This window comes from Flavobacterium sp. LC2016-01 (assembly GCF_009711135.1).
In the GTDB taxonomy this organism is placed as follows: domain Bacteria; phylum Bacteroidota; class Bacteroidia; order Flavobacteriales; family Flavobacteriaceae; genus Flavobacterium.
Genome location: NZ_WMIC01000010.1, coordinates 207,509 through 214,041, shown reverse-complemented (window position 1 = coordinate 214,041; position 6,533 = coordinate 207,509). Strand labels below are relative to the sequence as shown.

The window sequence follows — 6,533 nt, the reverse complement described above, 5'->3', positions numbered from 1 at the left end:
GAACCGAAGCCTAGCTTCCCTGGAAGTATATTTTTTATTGACATAATACCTATATTTTATTATTACTATTATTTTAGAAAAACGATTATCCTTAAATTAGAAACATGAAGTACTGCCGGAATATCACAATAATAAAAACTGCTGCTCCACATGTAAAATTCGTCAAAAATTGAATCTTAATATATTTCGAAAACGTCTTTTTTATTATAAATTCCTAATATTAAATCATTCACTATGAAATAATTATACAAAAACAGGCTTTAGCAATTGCGTATAAGAAGTTAGCGACTTATCTAATTCAGTACTTGAAAATCCAAAGCTCTGATCTCCTATGTGAAAAAGAGAACCTAAACCGGGCCGGGTGCCTGCTATTTTTTTATAAAAAGATTCTATTTGAAGTGGAAGTCTACCTCTTGTCGCTGCCTCAAAAGTATTCCATGCACAATCATCTGGTAAAAAAGGTTCCAGAAGTATGTACAGAAGACCGTCACTTCCCTGTCTGTAACGCCCCTCATAAACCATAATTTTAGCTTTGTCTGATAAAAGAACGGACTGACATTGCCTTAAAATTTCATCTTCAACAGGACCTTGGTTTACTGCTCCTGCAATAGTAGCATCTTCAAATACCAGCATTCTAAGCCCAGGCTGTCTATAAGAAGAACCTTCCACAGCAACAACTGTAGCCATTACCGCTTTAATTCCTTTCGCTTGAGAGCTCCTATAAGCTTCTTTTAATTTTAATAATTCATCTAGCATAGTTTTATATCATTTAAAAATCTTTTCCCTTCGCTTACAGGTGGTATTAAGGCTATTTAATCTGTAAAATTTACAAGTTGTTCTTTCTCTGCATAAGAATTATTAACTGCAATTCTTATTGACGTTAAATTTTGAAAATCAGGGTAAAATTCAATCCTTTTTTTTCTTTAATTCCAATACAGAGATCTCTTGTCTAAAGTCCAATTTTAGAATAGACTTTCTAACTATATCTCCTGCAATTCCAAATAACAAGATGTCCATAAATTATTTAATTTATTATTCTAAAAAAACTTCTTAATAGCTGAAATTGAATCCTATAAAAACAATATTTCCTTCCTCAGAATTGAAATACGCGGCCTGAAAACTTAGCGAACTCAATCCTCCTATCCAGATGCCTCCTCCCTGTGACGTGTGCCATTTTTGGGAAGGATCATCTTTGATCCATACACGACCAACATCAAATCCTCCATAAATACCAAAATCAATTGGCAGTATGCCCGTTTTAAAACTTGCAATTTTTAATTTAAGATTTGAACTGTCGTATAAACTGCTCTTGCCGCTGAAACGTTCATTGCGGTATCCTCGTAATCCGTGATTTCCTCCTAAAGAAGAAGCATGGTAGAAATAATAATTGTCGCCAAAAATGGTACGCCCTTCAACAAGGGTCTGAAACACAAGTCTTCCAGATTTGGTTAGCTTGTCTTCCAGTCCTACTTTGGCCAATGCATATCCAAAATTATTATCCTGATTATCGGTATTAAACTTCCAGCCTGCCTTGGTTTCTGCATATAAGCCTTGGGTAGAAAAATCCTCTGCATTTCGATTCTTATAAAGCAGTGATGCCTCTGCACCAACATAATTCTGATGTTCAAAAACAGCCGGATCCATATTGGACGTATTAAAATATCGGTCATCCATTTCTTCTACTTCATAACCTTCATACAGCGCCTTAACTTTAAGCTTACGGTATTGCAGACCTAAATTGAGATTGGTCTGTCTGGTTCTGGCACGATTGTAATCTTTTCCCAGTGCATCATCATTATTTAGCGTTTCATTCCCAAAACCAAAGAAATTATTCGAAAATCTCGCTCCTGAAAAGTAAGCTTCTGCCAACAGATTAACATGCGGAAAAATATTAAAAAAAGTACCGCTGTATCCTGCCTCAGCAGACTGATAGGTAAAATAATAATTTGCAAAAATCTCATGCTGCTGCTTGTGCGGATTTCCATTAAACCCATTATAGGTATACTTATCTTTTATACCCAGAAACACACCGTCATCTGTAGCAAAACCAACTGCAGGAAGCAGAATATTGCTGCTGGGAAGAAAATATCTGAAATGCAGGTTATTCGTTTCGTACAATGATGAAAACTGTTTTTGGGAAGGTTTCTCTGCATCAATTATATTCTGTTCATAATTGTAATCATAAACACGTGTTTTTTTACTGTTGTGTAACGTATAGCGATCTGTTCCGTATCCCCCGATCATCCGTATCAGTATTTCATTGTCGCCCTCGCCTTCTGTAATAAAAACATCATCTCCGTTTAATCCGTAAATCCAGGCTTCACAGGACTGATTGGAATTAAGATTTACAGCATAATACGGCACCGTGCTGTTTTCTTCGGTGAAGATCTCGATAACAGTACTTCCTTGTGGCTGTCTTTTTATGTGAAATATATCTTTATTGTCCGTTCCATAAATAATTACTTTTTTGTTGATCTGACCAGCATACTTTTCAGCAATTTTATCGATATTTTTAAGCCTGTTTTTAAATTTAATTTTGATGTTTTCCAAAGACTGATCCTCCATTTCTGAAGGTAATTTTGAAAAAGCATTGTCAATTACAGCATCAGTAATGCTTTTTTGAATGGATAACGCTTCCTCTTTCCAGATATTTTCATCATACTGTGAAACAAAAATTTTATCGAGATTATAGGCTTCAGAATTGAACCATTTTACGCTAGCTAAATCATCATCATACGTTTGCCAGAAACGAGTTTCGGGAACAGCGTGTTTTATCACAGTCAGAGCCGCTCCGTCAAATTTGGAAAATGCGGCATCACGATCGCGGGGTATTGGTACATAAACTCCTTCTTGATTTCCAGTTTCATGCAATGCCCATCTCCATTGATCTTCATGACGATCCCAATCTCCCAAAAGCATATCAAAAATTCTTGAACGGATATACTGGCGCTTGTCAATGCTGTATTTATCACTGTCACGGAGTTTTTCTAATACTTCAGTTGTACCAGCAAAATCCGTAATTGGCCCTTTAGTCTCCGATGATGAATGCTGATATCCTTTAAAATCCTTTTGTCCCTTAGAAGGTCGTTCTTCAATAAAATATAAACCATCTCCATATTGGTCATTCAAATCTCCAAATTTTGACTGTTTTGGAAAATAATAAAGTTTGGTGTCCGAATGATTAATTGAAGCGGCTTCGGCAATATCACTAACTGCAAGCTGTGCATAAGGATGTGAAGTAGTAAAAAAATCAGAAACCATATCTTCAGCAGAAGTGTTATCATAAGCATTTTGATCAAAAGCAATTCCTTTTAATTTGAATCGGAGAAATTTAAGTGCATCTTTTCGCAATGATCTCATAACATATTGACGTCCATCTCTATTTTCTAATCTTAAAGATTGCGATTGATGGCCCCCGCCTTCTTTTAAAATAGTCACACCTCCATATAAAGTATCCAGCAAAGCTGTTTTTGCTGTAATTGGGCTGGAGTAATATTTTCTATAATGTTCTCCCCAAAGCAATCTGTAAAACCCTGATTTTGAAGTTTCCTCATCTGTAAGTATCTGCGCTTTTGAAACAGCGGGAAAATCAGATTCAGATTTAGTGGTAACAGCCTTTTTTTCGATAACTGGCAAAGCGTTATTTACTTGATGACGATATAACAGTTTATCATTTTCAAAAGCATGAAATTCAACATCAGAGGAGCCATCTTCATAATAATTAAGCTTGGCATATCCATTAACACTCGAACTGAAAATCCCCTCGTAACTCAGTTTTCCGCCTGGTGCAGTTATGATTTCCTTTGATAATTTTGATGCTTCGCTTTTGGAAAGTGAACCGCTTATAATCTGATGAATACCGCCGCCTTCCAAATACTGTAGTCCAGCCTCATGTCCTGATACAATCGTAATATTATTTGATAATTTTGCCAGAGCTGATACAAAACTGGCCAGTTCTCTGTATCTATTGTAACTCAGATCCTTCGGACTGCTGCCACCCAATTTCCTTACGGCTTTATCTCCAAAACCTAGTATCGGTAAAGGATGCAGATAATCATTAAAACTGTATTTTCCTCCATGTTTTCCATTACTGAAAATAGGATGATGCATTACAATGATGACATTTTTAAAAGCAGCATCTCGGATCATACTTTCCAGTTCTTCCAAAAAACGTCTTCTGGTTTTTATATCTGGTGAATTTTCATTGATATATTTGACGTCATCCCAGTCAGAAATATACCATTGTGAATCTATAAATATAATTTCAAGATCTTTATTGACTGTAACACTAATTAGCGGATTGCCATTCTTAGGCTGTTGCTGAAAAGATTTATTACCTGCATCTTTTAAAATTTCCTGAGTAAAGGCTGTTTTTCGGCTGTCTTTGTATTTCCATTCAAAATCACCTGGAATGAAATATGTTTTGCCTTTAAAGTTTCCAGCTGCTGCTAATTGCTGCTCTATTGACTCCTTGTCAATGAGGCTGTCTTTTTTTTGTTCTGAAATATTATCTCCCAATAATAAAAGAGCTGAATTTTCGGGCGCCTCCTTAAGTATAGTTTGGAACTGCTGCAGATAATTGCTGTCTTTACCTCTCACTCCATAACCTCCTGTCAGATAAATGGACTGGTTCAGTTTTTTTTTGACCTCTTGGGAACTTACATCTCTTGACTGGTTATTAAATGTTGCACAAGCTGTAAAAAACAGTCCTGCACCCAGATATAAAATAAATATTTTTTTCATGATATTCTGTTTTAATGAAAAAGATAAACTGGACATTCCAGACCTGTCTAAAATCTTTGTCTAAAAGATTTAATAGTTCCGAAAAAAACAGTTCTATAATAACCCAGTAAGCAATCCATATACCATTTATACAAAAGCATATAAATCAACAATTTAAGCAAAAAATATTTTAGTTTTTATTATATCTCGCTAATTTATGTTCCAGAATTAGTGACATTTAAAAACAAATACCATCATTTCAAGTGTTTTTGGCAAAATCAAATATGCGATCGAGTTTGATAACAGAAGTACCTGTAGGCAATACTTTTGGTGCCTTTGCTAATTTCTCGGCAAGAAGCGATGTCGGCATAGGACTATATCTTTCCAATAGACCGATTGAATTAAACAGCTTCAGTGTGCCAACTATAATTTTTTCGCCCAAACGACTCGAACCATCTCTTAGAAGTAATCCCGGCTTGAAAATAATAAACTGTTCATAATCCATTTCTGAAATACTTTCTTCTATTTCTCCCTTCATTGTGGAGTAAAAAATACTACTGTCAACAGAAGCATTAAAAGAGGATAGCAGTACAAAAGAAAAAATGCCGTTTTCTCTGGCTAATCTTGCAAACGTCACAGGAATATCATAATCAATTTTCCACTGATTTTTTTTCGAGCCTGCATCTTTTAGAGTTGTTCCCAAACACGAAAAAATAACATCACCTACTATTAGCTTTTTGTAGCTTTCGATACTTGAAAAATCTATAATATGTTCTGCAAGCTTGTCATGTTGTTTTCCTGTTGAGCTTCGTACAAAAACGGTAACTTTTGAATAATCTTTGTCGGCCAAAAGTTCATCAACCAAAAATCCTCCTGTTGAACCCGTTGCTCCAATAATCACTGCTTTCATAGTTTTTTTTCGAATTATTTAGAGTTACTTGCATCAAAAAATAATATTTGAAATTCTTTCGAATTTATCGATATGTCAGATCTTTGAATCTGCTTCTTTTGCGGAAGAATTAAGGCTATCTTCTACTTTTTAATCTTCATTTTCTAAGAAAAAATATGCAGCAGTATCATCATAAAAGGAATTAGAAGAAGTATCAAGAGTAAGTGAATAATATCTTTATCTGATCTTTTCATAATGGTCCCTTCTAGTGTGATCTATTTATTTCAAAATTAGCATAAGGCAAAAACAAAATGATAGGAATAAATTCCTTTTAATTATAATTTTTAAAGATTTTAAATCCGGTATATTATTGTGTTTTTAGCCTTTTTGAATGATTCGATCAAATACCGACCATAACTCAGAATTCTGCCAGTTTCCATTGAATTTTTCACCATTGATAAAAAATGTGGGAGTTCCTGCAACCCCGCTTCGCACACCTCCATACATATCTGCTTCTACTTTTGAAGTGCTGTCTTGCGTAATTTCAGTAAAATCTTCAAGAAATTTTTCAATATTCAACCCCAACTTTTCACCCATTTCAAGAATGTTTTCAAGTTCCAGTTCCTCATCGGTTTCATACAAAGCATCATGCATTTGCCAATATTTATTCTGTCTGGCTGCTGCCTCCCCAGCTATGGCTGCAAGTCTGGCAAAGCGATGAATGTTCGTCAGGGGAAAATTTCTGAATATAAATTTGAGCTGCTCTCCATAATCCATCTGAAGTTTTTTTATAACATGATAGGCTTGACGGCAATAAGGACACTGATAATCTCCATATTCAACAAGTTCGATAAGAGCATTCTCATTACCTTGTATGTGATCTCTTTTTCCTATAGGTGAAATTAAAGACATAGGATTTTTT

4 protein-coding genes are annotated in these 6,533 nt (G+C 35.0%); all 4 read right to left on the bottom strand.

Going from position 1 to position 6,533, the window contains the following annotated elements; all coding sequences use genetic code 11:
* Positions 1-243: 243 nt before the first annotated feature.
* The 4 genes from GKZ88_RS19380 to GKZ88_RS19365 all read right to left on the bottom strand — a co-directional run bounded on the left by GKZ88_RS19380 (position 244) and on the right by GKZ88_RS19365 (position 6,523).
* A complete protein-coding gene (locus tag GKZ88_RS19380) occupies positions 244-756 on the bottom strand; it encodes an XdhC family protein (protein ID WP_155103967.1) in 513 nt (170 codons plus the stop codon).
* A gap of 294 nt (positions 757-1,050) precedes the next feature.
* On the bottom strand, positions 1,051-4,743 hold the full coding sequence (locus GKZ88_RS19375) for a hypothetical protein (protein ID WP_155103966.1): 3,693 nt from the start codon (positions 4,741-4,743) through the stop codon (positions 1,051-1,053).
* Between the two features lie 238 nt (positions 4,744-4,981).
* Positions 4,982-5,632 (bottom strand): NAD(P)H-binding protein, encoded by a 651-nt coding sequence (locus GKZ88_RS19370; protein WP_155103965.1) that lies wholly within the window; start codon positions 5,630-5,632, stop codon positions 4,982-4,984.
* 357 nt (positions 5,633-5,989) lie between these two features.
* The gene (locus GKZ88_RS19365; protein ID WP_155103964.1) at positions 5,990-6,523 is read right to left on the bottom strand and encodes a DsbA family protein; all 534 of its coding nucleotides are present in this window, start codon (positions 6,521-6,523) and stop codon (positions 5,990-5,992) included.
* Between the last annotated feature and the right edge of the window lie 10 nt (positions 6,524-6,533).